Below are 18,775 nucleotides of genomic sequence, written 5' to 3' on the forward strand. Positions count from 1 at the left end.
GTCAGCCTCGGCGGTCGAACTCCTCCCGGGCCTGTTCCACGCTGGACAGATGGTTCTCCGCCCACTCGGTGAGGTGGGCGAAGAGCGGGCGGAGGCTGAGGCCGAGCGCGCTGATCTCGTACTCCACCCGGGGCGGCACCTCGGGGTGGTAGGTGCGCACCACCAGGCCGTCGCGTTCGAGTTGGCGCAGGCGCTGGGTCAGCACCTTGGGGGTGATGGGTGCGATCCGGCGCTCCAGTTCGACGAAGCGCTGCCGGCCGTGGGTGTGGAGCGTCCACAGGATCGGGGTGGTCCAGCGGCTGAACACGATGTCCAGGACCGGGGAGATGGAACAGGCGAGTTCGGGATCGGCCGAGACGTCCCGCATACGCACGTCTCCGGTCATACGCACCCCTCCGGGTAAGTCACTTTCCTCTAGGAACCTACTATACGTGCGCTGCTAGCGTCGCTCCCGTAACGCCAACCACCCATTTCCAACAGGGAGTTACTCATGATCGTGGTGACGGGAGCGACGGGTAACGTCGGCCGTGAACTGGTGCGGATCCTCGCGGCGGCGGGCAGCCGGGTGACCGCCACGTCCCGGAACATCTCGGACGGGGACGTCCCGGACGGTGTACGGGCGGTGCGCTCGGACCTCACGGACAAGGGCAGCCTGTGGCCCGTGCTCGACGGCGCCGACGCGCTGTTCCTCCATGACGGCGGGCCCAGCCAGCATCTGCTCAAGCCGCGTGAGGTGATCGACGCTGCGCACAAGAGCGGGGTCGGCCGGGTGGTGCTGCTGTCCTCCCTGGGGGTGGTCACGCGCCCGGAGTCGGCCTCGCACGGGGGCATGATGCGCGCGGTCGAGGACGCCGTGCGGGAGTCGGGCCTCGCGTGGACCTTCCTGCGGCCCGGCGCCTTCCACTCCAACGCCTACGCCTGGGCCGAGCCGGTGCGTGCCCACCGCACGGCCGCCGCCCCCTTCGCCGACGTGGCGCTGCCCACCGTCGACCCCGCGGACATCGCCGCGGTCGCGGCCGTGGCGCTGCGGGAGGACGGACACACCGGCCAGGCCTACGAGTTGACCGGGCCCGTCCCGACGACGCCCAGGCAGCGGGCGGCGGCGATCGGCGCCGCGCTCGGGGAGCCGGTCCGCTTCGTCGAGCAGACACGGCAGGAGGCGCGCGAGCAGTTGCTGGCCTTCCTGCCTGAGCCGGTCGTCGAGACCACCCTGGCGGTCCTGGGCGAGCCGACACCCGCCGAGCAGCGGGTCAGCCCCGATGTGGAGCGACTGCTCGGCCGTGCGCCGCGCGCCTTCGAGGAGTGGGCGCGGCACAACGCGGCCGCCTTCCGGTGAGCTCAGCAGTAGGTCATCGGGCAGCCGTGCCGTAGCGAGTACTGGGCGGCGCGCAGGTAGAGCGCGGTGTAGAACGCCGTGGCCAGGTCGTCGGCCCAGGGGCCCGGCCGGGTGGCGGCGGCCTGTTCCGCCTCGCCTTCCAGGAACCAGAAGGTCAGTTCCAGTGCCCTGGCAGGCAACGTTCGCCCGTCGAGGAGCGGCGTCCGGTGCGTGCTCCCGGCGTGCCGGCCGGAAGCCCTCGTACTGGACGTACTTGGGCTTTCGGCCGGTGCGGCGGGAGTGGGTGCCGGGCGTCGCGACGGGGCGAACGTTGCCTGCCGGGGCACTGGGTTGCCGGAGTTCGCCGGTATCAGGTCCAGCGGCAGGCCGAGGGCCCCGGCGAGCCGCTCGGCGAGCGGGAGGACCCGCGGCGCTCCGACGACCAGCGTCTCGTCCGTGTAAGCGGAGCCGACGGGCAGCAGGACTTCCTCGTCCAGCGCGAACGGGACCAGGAGCGACCAGTCGAGGAGGGTGTGCCGCTCCTCCTCGGTCAGCCGCGCTCGGCACAGGTCGTCGAAGCCGTCCATCGGCGGGCTCAGCTTCTCCTCGAACCAGCCCGGGGCGCCGGGATCCTTCGGTTCGTACGGCGGCAGACCACGCCGCGCCAGTTCCGCGCGGAGCGCCGTGGCGAGGTCTCCGTGGCCGTCCTCCCCGGCCACCGACCAGTCCTCCGTGCTCACACTCACGAGATACATACCCATGAGCGCACCGTAGCCGGGGCCACTGACAACATCGACAACATCGACAAGCGAGGTGAACAAGCGCTTAGATAGTGCCCGGAACCGAGCACCGCCCACGATCGACCGCCCGGGAGGCCCCGTTGTTCACGTCCGTCGACGACGTCTCCGCACGTCTCGCCGAGACCGGCTATCTGGCCTCCCCCGCGGTAGCCACGACCGTCTTCCTCGCCGACCGGCTCGGCAAGCCGCTGCTCGTGGAGGGCCCGGCCGGGGTCGGCAAGACCGAACTCGCCAAGGCCGTCGCCGCGGTGGCGGGGGCGCGGCTGGTGCGGCTGCAGTGCTACGAGGGTGTGGACGAGTCCCGGGCGCTGTACGAGTGGAACCACGCCAAGCAGCTGCTGCGGATCAGCGCCGGCCGCGACGAGACCTGGGACGAGACCCGCACGGACATCTTCAGCGAGGAGTTCCTGCTGCCGCGCCCGCTGCTGACCGCGATCCGGGGCGACGAGCCCACGGTCCTGCTGATCGACGAGACCGACAAGGCCGACGTGGAGGTGGAGGGCCTGCTCCTGGAGGTGCTCAGCGACTTCCAGGTGACGGTGCCGGAGCTGGGCACGATCACCGCGACCCGCCGCCCCTTCGTCGTCCTCACCTCGAACGCCAGCCGCGAGCTGTCGGAGGCCCTGCGCCGCCGCTGCCTCTTCCTGCACATCGGCTTCCCCGACGAGGAGCTGGAGCGGCGGATCGTCCGGCTGAAGGTGCCGGGGATCGACGCGGCGCTGGCCGAATCGGTGGTCCGGGTGGTCGCCGCGCTGCGTGCGATGGACCTGCGGAAGGTGCCCTCGGTCGCCGAGACCATCGACTGGGCGCGGACCCTGCTCGCGCTCGGCGCCGACACCCTCGACGAACGGGTCGTGCAGGACAGCCTGGGCGTGATCCTCAAGCATCAGGACGACGTCCTGAAGGCGGGGGCGAAGCTCGACCTGGACGCCATGTGAACGCCGGCGCCGCCGAGCGGCTGACCGGCCTCGTCGCGGCGCTGCGCGCGCACGGCGTGCGGATCGGAACCGGCGAGACGGTGGACGGGGCCGAGGCGGCGGCGGCACTCGGGTTCGCGGACCGGGGGCTGCTGCGCGAGGGCCTGGCCGCCACCCTGCTGCACTCGACGGACCAACGGCGGCTGTTCGACACCGTCTTCGACCTGTACTTCCCGTACGGCGTCGGCGCGCCCGCGGGTGAGAGCGGCGACCGGGACGAGCTGCGCGACCGGCTCGCTGCGGCACTCGCCGACAACGACCGTACGCTGATGGGCAGGTTGGCGATCGAGGCGGTCGACGGTCTCGGCGGGTACGGGAGTTCACCGGGGGCGGACGGCTGGTCGTCGCACCAGACCCTCGAACGGCTGCGGCCGCAGACGCTGCTGGCCCGGGTACGGGACGAGATGCGCCGGCAGGGAGGCGGTTCGGGTTTCGCGGACCGGCTTCTCGAGGAGGAGATCCGGCGGCGTATCGAGGTGTTCCGCACGCTGGTGGCGCAGGAGGCGCGGCGCCGGGTGGCGGAGCGGCGGGGGCGGGACGAGATCGCTCGGCGGGCGGTGGCACCGACCGCGGACCGGGTGGACTTCCTGTACGCGGGCCGCGACCGGCTGGCCGAACTGCGGCGGACGGTACAGCCGTTGGCGCGCAAGCTGGCCACCCGGCTGGCCGCGCGCCGCCGCCGGGCCGCGCGCGGCACGATCGATCTGCGGCGCACCCTGCGCGGTTCGCTGTCCACCGGCGGGGTGCCGATGCGGCCGGTGCTGCGCCGCCGTCGCCCGGTCCGGCCCGAACTGGTGCTGCTGTGCGACGTGTCGGGCTCGGTGTCCGGGTTCTCCGACTTCACCATGCTGCTGGTGCAGGCGTTGCACGAGCAGTTCAGCAAGGTGCGGGTGTTCGCCTTCGTCAACCGGATCGACGAGGTGACGGGCCTGCTCCAACGCGGCGCGGCGGACCCGGCGGGACTCGGCGCCCGGATCCTGGCCGAGGCGCGGCTGACGGGATATCACGGCAGCAGCGACTACGGCGCCGCGCTGGGCGAGTTCGCCGAGCGGCACGGCGCGGCGGTGGGCCCCCGGACGACGGTGTTCGTACTGGGGGACGCGCGCACCAACATGAGCGATCCGAACCTGCCGGCGGTCCGCGAGATCGCCGAACGGGCCCGCCGGCTGTACTGGCTGAACCCGGAGCCGCGCCCCCTGTGGGGCACGGGTGACTCGGCCGCCCCCGAGTACGCCGGGCTGGTCGCGATGCACGAGTGCCGCAACGCACATCAACTCGGCGCGCTGGTGGAGCGGTTGCTCCCGATCTGAGCCCGCGCGGCTACTGTCCCCCGGCCTTCGCGTAGTCCTTGGCCATGGCGCCGGCGAAGTCGTACACCACGCACTGCTCGTCGCCGACCACCCAGGCGTCGTGTCCTGGCGGGATCACGAAGACGTCACCGGGACCGAGTTCGCTCTCGCCGCCTTCGTCCATCGTGACGTGCATACGGCCGGAGACCACGTAACCGTTGTGGTGCACCTGGCAGCTGTCGGTGCCCGCGATCGGCTTCACGGATTCCGACCAGCGCCATCCGGGTTCGAAGGTGCCCATGGCGAAGTCCAGGCCCGTCATGTGGACGGCCTCGAGGTGTCCGCGGGGGAAATCACGGCGTTCGTCCGGCTTGTCGAGCGTCTTCACTTCCAGCATGATGAGCCCTCCTTGCGGCGGTGGGGCCGCACCCCTCCGGCGATGGGGGCCCGTACCCCACCGCCCATCCTCCGCCCCTCCGCCGGGCACCGCCATTCGGCCCGGTTCAGGAACCGCCGCACAGTTCGGCGAAGCGGCCGGTGTCGATGTTGCCGCCGGAGACGATCACCCCGATCCGGCGGCCCGGGGGATCCACCCGGCCGGCGAGCAGGGCGGCCAGCGGAGTGGCGCCGCTCGGCTCCACGACGATCTTCAGCCGCTCGAAGGCGAAGCGCATGGCCGCGCGGATCTCGTCGTCCGAGACCAGGGCGATCTCGTCGACCAGCCGCCGGTTCACCGAGAAGGTCAGCTCACCCGGTGTCTGCAGGGCCTGACCGTCGGCGATGGTGCGCGGCACCGGGATCTCGATCCGCCGGCCCGCCTGGAGCGAGCGTCTGGTGTCGTCCCCGGCCTCGGGCTCGATTCCGACGATCCGGATGCCGGGCAGCAGACCCTTGGCCGCCGTGGCGCTCCCGGCGATCAGCCCGCCGCCGCCGACCGGCACGAGCAGCGCGTTCAACTCTCCTGCCTCCTCGATGAGTTCGAGTGCGGCGGTGCCCTGTCCCGCCATGACGTGCGGGTGTTCGTAGGGCGGGATCAGGGCCAGCCCCCGCTCGTCGGCCAGGGCCCGCGCGATGGCCACCCGGTCTCCGCGGTAGCGGTCGTACGTCACGATCTCGGCGCCGTACCCTGCCGTCGCCGCCCGCTTGGAGCGCGGTGCGTCCTCGGGCATGACGATCACCGCGGTGGTGCCGAGCTCCCGGGCGGCGAGGGCGACGGCCTGGGCGTGGTTGCCGGAGGAGTAGGCGGCGACGCCGCGGGCCAGCTGCCCGGGGGCCAGCCGGGAGATCGCGTGGTAGGCGCCGCGGAACTTGAAGGCGCCCACCCGCTGGAAGTTCTCGCACTTGAGCAGCACCTCGGCGCCGACGGCCGCGTCGAGGGTACGGGAGCCCAGCACGGGGGTGCGGTGGGCGACGCCCTCGAGGCGGGCGGCCGCGTCCCGGACGTCGTCGAGGGTGATCGGCGGGGGTGCGGTGGTCACGGGTGGGCTCCCTCGGGGTTGTCGGTGGCCGTGGCCCTGGCCTGTGCGAGGTAGTGGTAGGCGGAGGCGCGGGAGATGCCGAGGCGGGTGGCGACCTGTTCGACGGCGCGGCGTACGGCGAACACGCCCCGCTCGTCGAGGCCGCGGAACAGCGCGAGGCGGCGGGCCCGGTCGAGACCGGCCCAGGTCCGGCCGTGGCGGCGGAGGTGGGCGTCCAGCAGGGCGTCCACGACGGAGTCGATGTCGTCGGCGAAAGTGGTCACCGGCGGGTCGGTGACCGGGCCGGCGAGGGCGTCGAGCAGGCCGCGCACGCGGTCGACCTCGGTGACGTCCACGTTGACGCACAGGGCGCCGAACACCGTGCCCGCCGAGTCGCGCAGCACCATCGTGGACGACTTGACGAGGGCGCCGGTGCCGGTGCGGGTGACGTGGTTCAGCTCGTCGCGGGCCTCGTCGCCGCGGGCGAGCATCCTCATCCCGATCTCGCTCATCGCCCCGCCGACCGAGCGCCCGGTCACCGAGCCGGCGACGGCGACCACGGACCGCTCCGGCCGCCGGTAGTCGTGCAGCACGACCTCGCACACCGGCCCGAAGGTCGCCGCGATCCCGTCGACGACAGGGGCGAGCGCCCGCAGGATCGCGTCCCGCTCCGCATCCCTCGCGCCGTCTCCCGGCCTCACACCTCTCGACCTCACACCCATGATTAGACCACACGTCCAGAGGCTGGACCAGGAGTCCAGATCGACGGCGCGGAACGACGCCTTCAGGGGAACGGTCGGTCACCGGGTGGTGGCGTCAATCACCGTTTCCCTAGGATGGGTTGCCGACCGTGCCGGTGTCGGGCACGGCGGGGCACCGGGGGAAGAGATGCGGCCTGACAAGCAGCTGTCCATGGAGATCGACGCCGCGGTCCCGACGGCCGCGCGCATGTACGACCACTATCTGGGCGGCAAGGACAACTACGCGGCCGACCGGGCCGCCTGCGAGGAACTCGACAAGGTCGTCCCGAGCACCCGGGCCCTCGCGCTGAACAACCGGCACTTCCTGCAGCGCGTCGTGAGGACGCTGACGCAGAAGTACGGCATCCGGCAGTACCTGGACCACGGCTCAGGTCTGCCCACCCAGGACAACGTCCACCAGGTCGCCCAGCGCATCGACCCGACGGCCCACGTGGTCTACGTGGACAACGACCCGATGGTCCTCGTGCACGGCCGCGCCCTGCTGGAGCAGGACGAGCGGACCACGGTGATCCACGCCGACCTGCGGGAGACCGAGGCGATCTTCACCCACCCCGACACCGAGCGCCTGATCGACTTCACCCAGCCGGTGGCCGTGCTGTTCAACTCCGTCTTCCACTGCATCCCGGACAGCGACACCGACGGCCCGCTCGCCGTGGTGCGCCGGGTGTCCGAACGCCTCGCGCCCGGCAGCTGCCTGGTGATGTGCCAGCTCGTCAGCGAGGACGCGAAGGTCCGGGAGTTCGTCACCGACTTCATGGACAAGGCGACGCAGGGACACTGGGGCCGGGTACGCCAGAAGAAGGACGTCGCCGAGTGGTTCGCGGGGCTGGAGATCCTCGAACCGGGACTGGTGGAGGTCTCCACCTGGCGCCCCGAGACCGAGCTCGCCCCCCGCCAGCTCACCCAGGAGTGGATCGAGTTCGGCGGCGTGGCCCGCCTCGTTCAGGGCCTGTCGTAAAAGCCCCGGTCATGGCCGGTCAGCGCACTCGGCCGCGCGGTTTCAGGGGCGTGGGCGGCAGTTCCGGTGCGGGCAGCGGATCCCCGTCGTACCCTGTCACCTCGCCGAAGCGGGTACCCGCCGTCCAGTCCTCGCGAGCCCGTTCGATCTCCTCCTGGGTCCGTCCGACGAAGTTCCACCACATGATCAGCTCTTCCTCGAACGGCTCCCCGCCGAGCAGCATCACACCCGCGTCGGATGCGGCGCGCAGCGGCAGTTCGGTGCGGCCGCAGCCGAGGTAGAGCATCGAGCCGGGCAGCACGGGCACTCCGTCGACGTGCACCTCGCCGGACATCGACAGCACGCCGTACTCGAAGTCGGGCTCGAGCGGCAGGCGTACGTCCGTCCCGTGGGCGAGCGCGAGGTCGGCGCCCACGATGGGGGTGTACGCCGTTCCGGGCGAGCGGGAGCCGTCGAGGTCGCCCAGGATCACGGTGGCCGTGAGGCCGGGAGCGGTGACCGTGGGCAGGTCGGCGTGGTGCTCGAAGCGGGGCTCGGTGTGGCGGTGGGCGTCGGGCAGCGCGACCCAGAGCTGGGCGCCGTGCAGGAAGCGGGCGTGGGGCCTCGGGCTCTCCTCGGAGTGGCTGATCGCGCGCCCCGAGGTCATCAGCCCGAGTTCTCTCGGCCGGATGGTCTGCAGACTGCCCGTCGAGTCGCGGTGCAGCACCTCGCCCTCGTGCAGCCAGCTGACGGTCTGCAGGCCCATGTGCGGGTGCGGCGGGACCTGCATGCCTGGTTCGTCGGCGATGTCGTCGGGGCCGTAGTGGTCGACGAAGGCCCAGGCGCCGATCATGCGCCTGCCGAGGTTCGGCAGCAGCCGGCGCACCTCGGTCGACTCACCGAGCTTCACCTGTCGGGGGCTCAGCAGTTCGCGAACCGGCTCGGCGACGACGAATCCACGTCCGCCGCAGACACTCGGCACGGGCGCGCGGTCAAGGTTGCTCATGCGGTCAACCTAGCGGTCGGGCGCGGCCGCGCGCTCACCCGCCGGCCCCTCTTCAGTCGTTCAGCGTCGCGGCGGGGTCAGCCGTCGATCGCCGCGGCGAGTTCCCGGCCCGCCTCGGCGATCTCGGTGTCGCGGTCGGTGAGCAGGTCCTGCAGGACGGCGCGCTGGGCGCGGACGGCGTGGCGGGCCTCCCGTTCCCAGGCCACGTGGTTGCCGGGATGGCGCAGCAGTTTGGGGTAGGCGGTGGCGGTGGTCTCCCACTGGCGGGCGTCGGCGATGCTCTTCAGCAGTCGCAGTATGTCCGCCCGGCAGGTGACCTGCGGGAGCCGTACGAGCTCCCAGAGGAAGGGCACCGTCGCGGCCGTCGCCTGATCCACCACGAAGCCGAACTGGCAGATTCGGCGCCGCAGTTGGCCGAGCGCGGTGTCCGCGGTCTCGGCGTCGCCGCGGGCGACGGCGGTGAGCAGGGCGGGGATGCCGGCGGCCGATCCGGTGGTGTCCTGGATCTCGGGCCACGGGACGTGTCCCAGGTCCTTGAGGGGTGCGGGGGTCTTCGCGGCAGTCATCTCAGAGGTGGGGGTCGGTCGGCAGCATGGCCCAGACGGTCTTGCCCACCGGGCAGCGGCGGGTCCAGCCCCAGTGCTCCGAGAGGGCTTCGACGATGTGCAGCCCGTGGCCGTGCTCCAGCAGCTCGTCGCCGGTGTGCGGGTAGACGGGCAGGCCGTCGCCGGGGTCGGTGACGGCGCACATCAGGTGCCGGCGGCGCAGGGTGAGCCTGAGCCGGACGCCGAAGTGGTCCGTCGAGGGGTGGGGGACGCCGTGCAGCACGGCGTTGGCGGCGAGTTCGGTGACGACGGTGGCCGCGTCGTCCGCACAGCGGTCCAGGGACCAGCCGTCCAGGGTGCGGTGGGTGAAGTCGCGTGCCGCGGCGAAACCCTCCCGGCTGTCCTCGAGGCGCAGGACTGCGGTTCTGGACGAGTCACGCACGGACTCGCGGTTCCGGAACTGCGCAGGTGATGGCACGGGGCATCTCCCTGAGGCGAGGTCAGGACGGGCCGCCTGAACAACGGTTGACGGCAGAGCTATTATCCACGCTGAAGATGTCCTCGTGCAATTTCACGGGAAATTGCGCGCGTACGAGCGAGGAGAGTTGCCGTGTCCTCAGTAACCGGGTCGGTTCCGAACGGAGTGCGCGCGAGCGCGCTGGGCGTGCGCTGGATCAAGAGCAGCCACAGCAACGCGGAGGGTAACTGCGTCGAGGTCGCGGCACTCGACGGCGGAGATGTGGCGCTGCGCAACTCCCGTGACCCCGAAGGCCCCGCCCTCGTCTACACGCCGGCCGAGATCGCGGCGTTCCTGGCGGGGGCGAAGGACGGGGAGTTCGACCACCTGCTGTGAGCGGGCGGTCCGACACGGCGGGCGGGTCAATTCCCGTGCTCCATACGGTCGTAGGCCGGAGGATGCGATAATGGGGGCTGTCGTCTGCCGGTCCATGGGGAGTCACAGGATGCCTGCCGAGTCGCCTCGAGCCTCCCGTCTCGAACCGTATCTGAACCGGGCCGAGCCCGCCCCGACCTTGCTCAAAATGCTGGTCGGGGTTCAGCTTGCGGGTATGCGGGAGGACGCCGGTCTCGCTCAGGAGCAGGCCGCGCGTGCCGTCGGGTTCAGCCCGGCGAAGCTGTCGCGCATCGAGGCGGGCAAGGGACGCCGCCCTCCCACGGAGACCGATGTCCGCGCGCTGCTGACGCTGTACGGTGCCGACGACCACGAGGCCTCCGTGCTGCTCCGGCTGCTGCGGCAGGCGGGGGAACCCGGCTGGTGGCAGCGGTACGACAAGCGGCTGATGCCCGAGTGGTTCGACCGCCTGGTCGGACTGCAGGAGGCGGCGACCGCGATCCGTACCTTCGAGATCCAGTACGTGCCGGGCCTGCTGCAGACCGCCGCCTACACGCGGGCCGTCGTGGAGCGCGGGCTGCCCTCGGCATCGGCGCGGGAGGTGGAGCGCCGGGTGGAGCTGCGTACCCGGCGCACCGATCTGCTGCGCCGCGCGGACGCTCCGCGGGTGTGGGCGATCCTCGACGAGTCGGTGCTGCTGCGCGTCCTCGGCAGCCGTGAGGTCATGCGCGAACAGCTCGCCCACCTCGTGGAGCTGTCCCGGCTGCCCCATGTCACGGTCCAGATCGTCCCGCTGGACGTCACCCACGCCTCCGCGCCGGCCATACCGGTCACCTATCTGCGGTTCGGCGGCGCCGATCTGCCCGACATCGTCTACCTGGAGCAGATCAGGAGCGCGACCTTCCTCGAGGACCGGGACGAGACCGAGGAGTACCGCGTCGCCCTCGACCGCCTGGCCGACCAGGCCCTCCAGCCGCGCGAGTCGAAGGCCCTGCTGGAGGAGATCATGGGCACGCGCTACCCCGCGGAGGGGTAGGGGGCGGGGCGCCACCACCTAGAGAGTGATCCAGTAGCGGCGCTTCTTGCCCGTGTCGGTCGTGCGGACGTCCTCCAGGACACCGCCGTTGCGTTCGATGCTGCGTGCCGACCCGATGTTGTCGTCGTCGCACGTGACGAGGACGCGCTCCAGGCCGAGCGCGCGTGCCTCGGGGAGAACCGCCCCGAGAGCCCACGACGCCAGGCCACGCCTGCGGTGGGAGGGCCGGATGCTGTAGCCGATGTGGCCGCCGACGTCGAGCAGAAACGCGTTCAGGTAGTGCCGCAGGTCGATGGCCCCCAGACAGGTGTCGCCCTCGACGATCCACCAGTGGGTGGCGTGCACCCGCTCCTCTCCCACGGCGACCGACCTGTCGGCCTGCTGCAGCAGCCGTCCGACCCACTCCGAGAAGATCTCGGGGTCGGCGAGGTCGCCCTCGGGCGCGAGACGCAGACCCGTCCCGTCCTGGTGGGCACCTGGGGGCCACTCCTCCCAGGCGGCAAGCCACGAGGACCTCAACAGGCTTGTGGGGGCGATGAGTTCGGGCATGCGGCCGACCCTAGCACTCGCCCGTTTCCCGTGATCGCGGCACCGCCGGCCCGGCCCGGCCGGCCGAGTCCGGGTCAGGCGTCCGGGGTCGTGTGGACGCGTTTTCCTGCCACGAAGGTCTGCAGGACCCGGGTGGTCGCGATCTCCTCGGGCGGGCCCGTGAACGGGTCGCGGTCGAGGACGACCAGGTCTGCGGCCTTGCCGACGGTGATGCTGCCGGTGAGGGTGTCGAGGTGGTTCACGTAGGCGCTGCCCGCCGTGTGGGCGGCGAGGGCGGCGCCGAGGTCGAGGCGCTGTTCGGGCAGGAACTCGGGGGTGCCCTCGGGGGCGTCGGGGGAAACACGGTTGACGGCGACGTGGAGGGCCTGGATCGGGTCCGGGCTGCTCACCGGCCAGTCGCTCCCGGCGGCGAGGGTCGCCCCGGCGCGCAACAGGTCGCCGAAGGGGTACTGCCGGGCGCCGCGTTCGGGGCCCAGGAACGGCAGGGTGAGTTCGTCCATCTGCGGTTCGTGGGCGGCCCACAGCATCTGCAGGTTGGCGGTGGCGCCGAGCTCCCTGAAGCGTCGTACGTCGTGGGGGTGGACGACCTGGAGGTGTGCCAGGTGGTGGCGGGTGTCGCGGTGGCCGTTCGCGGTGCGGGCGGCCTCGACGGCGTCGAGCGCCTCGCGCACCGCCCGGTCGCCGAGGGCGTGGAAGTGGACCTGGAAGCCGAGCGCGTCGAGTTCGGTGACGTGTTTCCTCAGGTCTCCGGGTTCGACGAAGCTGATGCCGCTGGTGTCCGAGGCGCAGCCGCAGCCGGTGAGATACGGGTCGAGCATGGCCGCGGTGTGGTTCTCGGCGATGCCGTCCTGCATGATCTTGACCGTGCCGGCGCGGAACCGTCCTCCGCTCAGCTCCTCGCGCCGCGCGAGAAGTTCCGGGATCTGCTCGGCGCCGCGTTCGCGGTCCCACCACAGCGCGCCGACGACGCGGGCGGTGAGAAGTCCCCGGTCCAGGGCCGCCCGGTAGGCGGGTGCCGGGTCGGGCATGTTGGCGTAGGCGCCGACGATGGCGTCCTGCCAGGCGGTGACACCGTGGGAGTGGAGCACGGCCTGGGCGCGCAGCAGGGCGGCGAGCTGCTCGTCGGCGGTGGGGGCGGGCACCAGCCGGCCCACCAGGTGGACGGCGCCCTCCTGGAGCATGCCGGTCGGGTCGCCGTCGGCGTCGCGTTCGATGCGGCCGTCGGCGGGGTCGGGGGTGCGGGCGTCGATGCCGGCCCGTTCCAGGGCGCGGGTGTTGACCCAGGCGCCGTGGTGGTCGCGGTTGGGCAGGAAGACCGGCCGGTCGGGGACGATCGCGTCGAGGGCGTCCGCGGTGGGGGCGCCGCCGGGGAACGCCTCCAGGGACCAGCCGCCGCCGGTGATCCATTCGGCGTCCGGGTGGCCGTCGGCGTACGCCCGGATCCGCCGCAGGTACTCGGCGGGGTCGACGGTGTCGGCGAGATGGCACAGGCCGAGTTCCAGGCCCGCGCCCTGCGGGTGCACATGGGCGTCCTGGAAGCCGGGTACCAGCAGTTTTCCGGCTAGGTCGACGACCTCGGTGCCCGGCCCGATCAGCGCGTGCACCTCGCCGTGGCCGACGGCCGTGATCCGCCCGCCGCGCACGGCCACGGCGGTGGCGCGGCTGCGGGCGGGATCGACGGTGTGGACGGGCCCGCCGGTGAGGACGAGGTCGGCGGGGCCGGAGACCTGGGACTGCGACATGGGGGGTGAACTCCGTGGTGGGCGGGGCGGGAGGCGGGCTCAGACGGCGGTGCGGTCCATCGGGAGGGTGATCGCCTCGGCGTCGGTGCCGCGGCCGGTGGTGAAGTACGGCGACCGGCGGACGTACTTGGCGACCGCGGCCATCCCGAGCCCGGCGAGGACGATGAGGGCGGGCAGCGAGAACATGAACCACCCGTTGTCGGGGCTCAGTTCGAAGTGGTCGCTCATGGTCAGGTAGGAGTGTCCGAGATAGCAGCCGAGCCCCAGGAGCACCAGACCGGACACGGCCGGCACGCCCACGGCGAGCAACGCCGTCCGGAGGCCTTCCCTGCGGTCGGGCCAGAAGCGGACGGCACAGGCGAGAGCGGTGAGTCCGTAGTAGAGGGCCACGAGCAGGCCGATGGAGTTGACGGCGGCCAGCAGCATGTCGCTCAGCCGGGGGATGGCGACGGCCAGCAGGGCGATCACGGCGGCGATGGACAGCACGACGACCGTTCCGGCGGCGGGGGTGCCGTACCGGCGGTGCACGCGGGTCCACACCGGCCCCATGGTGCGGTCCCGGCCCATCGCGAGCAGCCCGCGCGCCGTGGGGATCAGCGTGGACTGGACCGAGGCGGCGGCCGAGAACATCAGGGCGACCACGGGCAGGGTGGCCCAGGGTTCGGCGGCCAGCTTCTCACCGAGGTACGGCAGGGCCTGCGGGCCGTTCTCGATGAGTTCGGTCAGGCTCATCTCCCGTTGGAAGGCGACCGAGGCGAAGAGGAACAGGCCGAGCATCGCGAGCAGGGCGATCAGGCCGCCGCGGGCCGCGTCGCCCGGGCTCTTCGTCTCCTCGTTGACGCTGAAGGCCGCGTCCCAGCCCCAGAAGAAGAACACCGCGAGGACCATGCCCTGGGCGAACGCCGTACCGTCGGTGATCTCGAACGGATTGAACCAGGACAGGGAGAACGACTGTCCACCGGTGATCATGGCCCAGCCGCAGAATCCCAGCAGCACCGTGTACTCGAAGACCAGCAGCACGAACTGGAAGCGGGTGGTGGTGCGTGTCCCGGTGACGGCGAGAGCGGTGAGGCCGAGCAGGAGCACCAGCCCGACGGCGGTGGTGACACCGGTGGACGACGGATCGAGGGCGATGCCCGCCACGGTGTGCAGGCCGGCCTTGTTGGCGAAGATCAGGACGACCGAGCCCATGATCGCGCTGGTGTAGGCGCAGAAGATGACCGAGCCGACGATGGTGACCCATCCGGTCAGGAAGCCGGGCCAGGGGCCGAGAGTCCTGCCGACCCAGGTGTAACCGTTGCCGCAGTTGGGTTCGGAACGGTTGAGGCGGGCGTAGGCGGTGGCGATGCCCAGCACGGGCAGGAAGGCGAGGAGCAGCAGCGCCGGAGCCTGCAGACCCACGATGGTCGCGATCGTGCCCATGCCGATGGCGATGCTGGTGGTGGCGGCGGTGCTGGACGCCGCGATGGCGACACCGTCGACGACGCCGAGGGAACGGCGCAGTGATGGGGATGACATGGAAGGCTCCTCGCGGGGAGGCGACGGGGACGAGGGAAGAGCCGCGCGGGACTGTGATGGAACACCTGGGCTTCGCCTTGCGTCAATCCTGTTGACATAAGGCTGACCGGCCCCTTTCACTGCCGGTACGCGGTCCGCGACGACAGGAGCCCCGCCATGACCACCCGTGTCCCGCAGGAGCGCAGACGCCGCCGGCCCACCCGCTCGGGAGTCCTGCTGTCGGAGGACCTGATCGTGGAGACCGCCCTGCGGCTGATCGGCGAGCACGGCCCGGAGGCGCTCAGCGTGCGCCGGCTCGGCACGGCCCTCGGCTGCGATCCCAGCGCCCTGTACCGCTACTTCCACGGCACCGACGACCTGGTGCTGGCCGTCGCCGACCGGATCATCGGCGACGCCATGGCGGGGTTCGCCCCGGGGGGCGACTGGGTGGCGGACCTGCGCGAGATGGCCCTGCGGGTCCGCGCCGGATATCTCGCCCACCCGCGCGCGGCCGCCTTCGCCTCGTACCGGGTGACCCGGCGCGAGAACGAGATCCGTGCCGTGGAGACCGGGGTCGCCCTGCTGCTGTCGGCGGGCTTCGAACCGGCCGAGGCGACGCGCCTGTATCTGGCGTTCATCGACACCGTGCTCGGTCATGCCGCCATGGACGCGGCGTTCCAGGCGCTCCCGCGGCAGCGGCGCGAGGCGGACCACCGGGCGTGGCGCGAGGTCTACCAGGGGCTGGACCCGGACTCGTACCCCGCGCTGACCGCCGTGCGCCACACGCTGCACACGATGGGGAACAGTTCCTTCGAGGAGGCGGTCGACCTTCTGCTGGAGGCACTGGCGGCCCGGGCACCGCACCCGACAGCGACGCAGATTTAGTAGCCATGGACATAGTAGCCATGTAATCTATTCGGCATGAGCAAGGGTTCCGAACGGGCCACGCCCGGTTTCCTGGTGTGGCGCCTGTCGACGAAGTGGCGCGTGGCGGTGGACCGGGCGGTGGCCCCGCTCGGTCTCACCCACGCGCAGTACTCGCTGGTCGCGTCGCTGTACGGCATGCAGCGCGACGGCGAACGCCCCAGTCAGCGCCGGCTCGCCGACCACACCGGCCTCGAGCCGCTCTACGTCTCGAAGCTGGCCCGCGCCCTGGAGTCCGCCGGACTGATCGAGCGGACCCGGGACCCCCGCGACCCGCGCGCCGTGCAACTGGCCCTGACCGAACAGGGCCAGGACGTCACCGGGCGGGCCATCAAGGTCGTACAGGGTCTGCTGGAGCGGCTGCTGGAGCCGCTCGGCGGCCTCGACAGCGCCCGGACACGGGAGTTCACCGGCGAGCTCACCGCCCTGCTCGACGTACCCCTCGATTCCTCCGAGAGCCCACAGGGAGAGTCATGACCACGACCACACCGCTCGCCGACGCCCGCCTGATCGGCCTGGCGCACTACGCGGGCCGCGCCGTCCTGGAACACGTCCTGGCCCGCCACGGGGCCACGTTCCAGCAGCAGATCACCCTCCGGGCGGCCGTCACGGCCGACGGCCCGCTGGACCTCGACACACTGGTCGCCGGCGTCGTCGCGGCACTCAAGGTCGACGCGGAGTCCGTGCGCGCCACGGTCGGGGAGCTCCTCGACCGGGAACTGCTGGCGGCCGGTGAGGAAGGGATCCGCCCCACGGACGCCGGGCGGGAGTTGCTCGCCACCGTCGGCGCCGAGACGGCCCCGTTCTCCGCCCGGATCTACGCCGGGATCCCCACCGAGGACCTCGCGGCCGCCGGCCGGGTCCTCACCCTGGTGATCGAGCGGGCCGGCGCGGAGCTGGCCGCCCTGACCACCCAGGCTTAGTGGAATATTCAACTACGACGTCCGGTTGTCGGCCTCGAAGGAGGCCCCAGGTGGACACCATGTACGACGACACGCAGGACACGGCCTACTACGCGCACGGCACGCCGGCCGAGCGCTGGGAGCGGGCGCGGCTGTTCTTCGACGCCCGGGACTACGCCGCCGCCGCGCGGGTGCTGGTCGGGCTGGTCGAGGAGGTGCCGGAGCAGACCGGACCGCGGCTGCTGCTGGCCCGCGCCTACTACCACTCGGCCCAACTGCGCCGCGCCGAGACCGAGTTGCGGCTGATCGTGGAGCGCGACCCGGTGGAGCACTACGCCCGGCTGATGCTGGGCCGCACCCTGGAGCGGCAGGGCCGCCACCCGGAGGCGGCTCAGCATCTGCGGATCGCCTCCGCGCTGTCGGGCGACCTCCCGGAGAGCCGGCCGGGGAACTGACCGGAGACCGAGCGGTGAACCGGCCGGAGAACCGGCCGGGGCCTGGATCACCGAACACTTTTACGGACATACTGCGCGGGTGATCTTCTACGTGCCGGCCGGCCTGCTGCGGCCGGTACGTGCCCGCCGTTCCATCGCCTACGGCATGCCGGCGGTCGCCGTCTTCATGGCTTTCCGGTCACAGCACTGGACACGGCGGGCCACAGCGACCGGACGGGCCGTCAGGCCGTGCGGCGACGGTGGGCGATCTCACCGAGGACGACGTCCGCCACGAGGAACCCGGCGAGCGGAATGCCGAGCAGCGGGACGAAGTAGCCGAGCACGGCGACCGCCGCCATCAGCGGGACCAGGACGTACGGCGGGACCTGTGCCCACGCGCCGCGCGGGATGGGGCGCCCGAAGGCGTTGCCGCGGCCGCGCTGCCACCACATGCGGTAGCCCCACACGATCAGCAGGATCAGGGCGAGCGCGAGGAGCATCAGCGCGATCTGGTTGACCAGGCCGAACAGGACGCCGGTGTGCAGGTCGATGCCCCAGCGGGTCAGCTTGGCGAGCAGCGGGTAGTCGGCGAACCGCACCGTGTCGGTGACCTCACCGGTGGCCGGGTCGACGGCGACGGAGTCCTGCTTCTCCGGCCAGCTGCGCTGTACCTGCCGTACGACGTAGGCGGAGGTGGCGTCGGCGGGCGGGACGATCTCGACCGGGTCGCCGAGCCCCTTCGCGCGCGCGGCCGCCAGGATCTCGTCCAGGCCGACGCCGTGTTCGCCGTCCCCGCCCGCCGCCGAGGCCGCGTCGTGACCGGCGTGCTCGCCGCCGCTCGCGACCGCCGAGACGGACGGGGTGGCCTGGCCGAGCGAGGTGCGCAGTTCGTCGATGTTGGCACCCGCGTACGTCGACCAGGTCAGTCCGGTCGCGGACAGGAAGAAGAATCCGACGGCGGCCCAGACGCCGACGGTGCCGTGCAGACCCAGCGTGCGGCGCCGGCCGCTGGTGCCGCGCACCTTGCGCAGGGCGCGGCGGCGGGAGAACCACAGCACGACGCCCCCGCCGGCTATCACCCACAGCCAGCTCGCGGCGAACTCGCTGTAGAGGCGGCCGTTCTCGCCGAGGTGCAGGTTGCGGTGGAACTCGCTGATCCAGGTGCGCAGCGGCAGCGCGCCGGTGGAGCCGTACTGCTCCAGCGCGCCGCGCACCTTGCCGGTGTACGGGTCGACGAACACCGCGAGGGTGTGCGTGGCGTCGACTCCCTTGACACCGGAGAGCATCACGCGGGTGCTGGCGTCGTCCTCCGGGGAGGGCCGCACCGCCGAGACCGTGCCCTCGGGGTGGGCCTTGCGTGCGGCGTCCACCTGCTCCGAGATCGGCAGCTTGGTGTCGCCCACGGGGACGGTCAGCTCGTGGGCGTACACGAGCTTCTCGGCCTGGAACGAGGTGGCGTACAGGAACCCGGTGAGAGCGGCGACGAGCAGGAACGGCGCGACCAGCAGGCCGGCGTAGAAGTGCAGGCGCAGGACGAGCGGGCGCAGCGGGGCCCAGGGGCCGCGGGGCTTCGGCGCGGGCGCCGGCGCCGCCTCGGGGGCCTCGTCCGGCGGAGGTCCCCCCGCTGGAGCGGAGCCGGAAGTGGGGGAGGTCGAGGGAGCGGTGGACATCGGCGGCTTCTCCGGGGGGTCGGGGAGGGGACGGACGGGCGGGAGGGGACGGTTTTCAGCCGTGGTGACCCAGTAGTCGGGGCG

Annotated in this window: 22 protein-coding genes; 10 read left to right on the top strand and 12 right to left on the bottom strand. The window is 72.0% G+C overall.

Annotation, left to right across the window (positions count from 1 at the left end; genetic code table 11):
- Position 1: 1 nt before the first annotated feature.
- A complete protein-coding gene (locus ABT057_RS03865) occupies positions 2-385 on the bottom strand; it encodes a winged helix-turn-helix transcriptional regulator (protein WP_352340809.1) in 384 nt (127 codons plus the stop codon).
- 105 nt (positions 386-490) lie between these two features.
- On the opposite strand from ABT057_RS03865, the gene ABT057_RS03870 reads away from it, so the two are divergent.
- The gene (locus tag ABT057_RS03870; RefSeq protein WP_352340810.1) at positions 491-1,336 is read left to right on the top strand and encodes an NAD(P)H-binding protein; all 846 of its coding nucleotides are present in this window, start codon (positions 491-493) and stop codon (positions 1,334-1,336) included.
- Positions 1,337-1,338: 2 nt separating this feature from the next.
- On the opposite strand, the gene ABT057_RS03875 is transcribed toward ABT057_RS03870, so the two are convergent.
- Positions 1,339-2,076, bottom strand: coding sequence for a hypothetical protein (locus tag ABT057_RS03875; protein WP_352340811.1), 738 nt, complete (start codon positions 2,074-2,076; stop codon positions 1,339-1,341).
- Between the two features lie 119 nt (positions 2,077-2,195).
- On the opposite strand from ABT057_RS03875, the gene ABT057_RS03880 reads away from it, so the two are divergent.
- Positions 2,196-3,053, top strand: coding sequence for an AAA family ATPase (locus ABT057_RS03880; protein WP_352340812.1), 858 nt, complete (start codon positions 2,196-2,198; stop codon positions 3,051-3,053).
- Entirely contained in the window at positions 3,050-4,402 is a 1,353-nt protein-coding gene (locus tag ABT057_RS03885) for a VWA domain-containing protein (protein ID WP_352340813.1), read from the top strand. The genes ABT057_RS03880 and ABT057_RS03885 overlap by 4 nt, the downstream gene beginning before the upstream one ends.
- 10 nt (positions 4,403-4,412) lie before the next feature.
- Here ABT057_RS03885 and ABT057_RS03890 read toward each other — a convergent pair whose 3' ends face one another.
- The 3 genes from ABT057_RS03890 to ABT057_RS03900 form a co-directional block, all read right to left on the bottom strand.
- On the bottom strand, positions 4,413-4,778 hold the full coding sequence (locus ABT057_RS03890; RefSeq protein WP_352340814.1) for a cupin domain-containing protein: 366 nt from the start codon (positions 4,776-4,778) through the stop codon (positions 4,413-4,415).
- Positions 4,779-4,884: 106 nt separating this feature from the next.
- Positions 4,885-5,859: a threo-3-hydroxy-L-aspartate ammonia-lyase gene (locus ABT057_RS03895; RefSeq protein WP_352340815.1), complete on the bottom strand. Its 975-nt coding sequence runs from the start codon at positions 5,857-5,859 to the stop codon at positions 4,885-4,887.
- The gene (locus tag ABT057_RS03900) at positions 5,856-6,539 is read right to left on the bottom strand and encodes a helix-turn-helix transcriptional regulator (RefSeq protein ID WP_352340816.1); all 684 of its coding nucleotides are present in this window, start codon (positions 6,537-6,539) and stop codon (positions 5,856-5,858) included. Before ABT057_RS03900 ends, ABT057_RS03895 begins: the two co-directional genes overlap by 4 nt.
- A 187-nt stretch (positions 6,540-6,726) precedes the next feature.
- On the opposite strand from ABT057_RS03900, the gene ABT057_RS03905 reads away from it, so the two are divergent.
- Positions 6,727-7,557, top strand: coding sequence for an SAM-dependent methyltransferase (locus tag ABT057_RS03905; RefSeq protein WP_352340817.1), 831 nt, complete (start codon positions 6,727-6,729; stop codon positions 7,555-7,557).
- Positions 7,558-7,576: 19 nt separating this feature from the next.
- Here the strand turns inward: ABT057_RS03905 and ABT057_RS03910 are convergent, their stop codons facing one another.
- The 3 genes from ABT057_RS03910 to ABT057_RS03920 form a co-directional block, all read right to left on the bottom strand.
- Entirely contained in the window at positions 7,577-8,542 is a 966-nt protein-coding gene (locus tag ABT057_RS03910) for a pirin family protein (RefSeq protein WP_352340818.1), read from the bottom strand.
- Between the two features lie 77 nt (positions 8,543-8,619).
- Entirely contained in the window at positions 8,620-9,108 is a 489-nt protein-coding gene (locus ABT057_RS03915) for a hypothetical protein (RefSeq protein ID WP_352340819.1), read from the bottom strand.
- 1 nt (position 9,109) lies between these two features.
- Complete coding sequence (locus tag ABT057_RS03920; protein ID WP_352340820.1) at positions 9,110-9,529, bottom strand: ATP-binding protein; 420 nt, start codon at positions 9,527-9,529, stop codon at positions 9,110-9,112.
- 201 nt (positions 9,530-9,730) lie between these two features.
- Here ABT057_RS03920 and ABT057_RS03925 point away from each other — a divergent pair, with 201 nt between their 5' ends.
- Complete coding sequence (locus ABT057_RS03925) at positions 9,731-9,940, top strand: DUF397 domain-containing protein (RefSeq protein ID WP_352340977.1); 210 nt, start codon at positions 9,731-9,733, stop codon at positions 9,938-9,940.
- Positions 9,941-10,049: 109 nt separating this feature from the next.
- Positions 10,050-10,973 (top strand): helix-turn-helix domain-containing protein, encoded by a 924-nt coding sequence (locus ABT057_RS03930; protein ID WP_352340821.1) that lies wholly within the window; start codon positions 10,050-10,052, stop codon positions 10,971-10,973.
- 18 nt (positions 10,974-10,991) lie between these two features.
- Here the strand turns inward: ABT057_RS03930 and ABT057_RS03935 are convergent, their stop codons facing one another.
- From ABT057_RS03935 to ABT057_RS03945, 3 genes are all read right to left on the bottom strand, one after another.
- Positions 10,992-11,522, bottom strand: a complete 531-nt coding sequence (locus ABT057_RS03935; protein ID WP_352340822.1) for a GNAT family N-acetyltransferase — start codon at positions 11,520-11,522, stop codon at positions 10,992-10,994.
- Between the two features lie 74 nt (positions 11,523-11,596).
- On the bottom strand, positions 11,597-13,264 hold the full coding sequence (locus ABT057_RS03940) for an amidohydrolase (protein ID WP_352340823.1): 1,668 nt from the start codon (positions 13,262-13,264) through the stop codon (positions 11,597-11,599).
- 39 nt (positions 13,265-13,303) lie between these two features.
- Positions 13,304-14,782 carry an APC family permease gene (locus ABT057_RS03945; protein WP_352340824.1) on the bottom strand — a complete coding sequence of 493 codons (1,479 nt, stop codon included), beginning with the start codon at positions 14,780-14,782 and terminating at the stop codon, positions 13,304-13,306.
- A 156-nt stretch (positions 14,783-14,938) separates the two neighbouring features.
- Between ABT057_RS03945 and ABT057_RS03950 the strand changes: the two genes are divergently transcribed.
- Genes ABT057_RS03950 through ABT057_RS03965 form a run of 4 tightly spaced genes read left to right on the top strand, consistent with a single transcriptional unit; the run spans position 14,939 to position 17,042 of the window.
- Positions 14,939-15,646, top strand: a complete 708-nt coding sequence (locus ABT057_RS03950; RefSeq protein WP_352340825.1) for a TetR/AcrR family transcriptional regulator — start codon at positions 14,939-14,941, stop codon at positions 15,644-15,646.
- A 36-nt stretch (positions 15,647-15,682) separates the two neighbouring features.
- A complete protein-coding gene (locus tag ABT057_RS03955; protein ID WP_352340826.1) occupies positions 15,683-16,162 on the top strand; it encodes a MarR family winged helix-turn-helix transcriptional regulator in 480 nt (159 codons plus the stop codon).
- On the top strand, positions 16,159-16,608 hold the full coding sequence (locus tag ABT057_RS03960) for a winged helix DNA-binding protein (RefSeq protein ID WP_352340827.1): 450 nt from the start codon (positions 16,159-16,161) through the stop codon (positions 16,606-16,608). The genes ABT057_RS03955 and ABT057_RS03960 overlap by 4 nt, the downstream gene beginning before the upstream one ends.
- 59 nt (positions 16,609-16,667) lie before the next feature.
- On the top strand, positions 16,668-17,042 hold the full coding sequence (locus ABT057_RS03965) for a tetratricopeptide repeat protein (protein ID WP_352340978.1): 375 nt from the start codon (positions 16,668-16,670) through the stop codon (positions 17,040-17,042).
- 221 nt (positions 17,043-17,263) lie between these two features.
- Here ABT057_RS03965 and ABT057_RS03970 read toward each other — a convergent pair whose 3' ends face one another.
- A complete protein-coding gene (locus ABT057_RS03970; RefSeq protein ID WP_352340828.1) occupies positions 17,264-18,691 on the bottom strand; it encodes a PepSY-associated TM helix domain-containing protein in 1,428 nt (475 codons plus the stop codon).
- Positions 18,692-18,775: the final 84 nt, after the last annotated feature.

It is taken from the genome of Streptomyces sp. NPDC002588 (assembly GCF_040295925.1).
Classification (GTDB): Bacteria; Actinomycetota; Actinomycetes; order Streptomycetales; family Streptomycetaceae; genus Streptomyces.